This is a genomic window from Sulfitobacter sp. HI0040 (assembly GCF_001634885.1).
Classification (GTDB): domain Bacteria; phylum Pseudomonadota; class Alphaproteobacteria; order Rhodobacterales; family Rhodobacteraceae; genus Sulfitobacter.
Map to the genome: position 1 here is coordinate 1 of NZ_LWEX01000504.1, position 249 is coordinate 249.

1 protein-coding gene is annotated in these 249 nt (G+C 61.0%); it reads left to right on the forward strand.

All coding sequences use genetic code 11. From position 1 onward, the window contains the following. Positions 1-21 precede the first annotated feature (21 nt). Positions 22-249 (forward strand): GTP-binding protein (locus A3728_RS19810; RefSeq protein ID WP_236630573.1); only part of this gene is annotated, 228 nt, incomplete at its 3' end.

A 249-nucleotide genomic window follows, 5' to 3' on the forward strand; every position in this document is an offset into this window, starting at 1 on the left:
TCAATGCAAAGGGCGCCCACCATGGCAAAGGCAAAGTTTGAACGTAACAAGCCGCACGTAAACATCGGCACGATCGGTCACGTTGACCACGGCAAGACGACGCTGACGGCGGCGATCACGAAGTACTTCGGCGACTTCCGCGCCTACGACCAGATCGACGGCGCGCCCGAAGAGAAGGCCCGCGGCATCACGATCTCCACCGCGCACGTGGAATACGAGACCGAAGCACGCCACTACGCGCATGTGGAC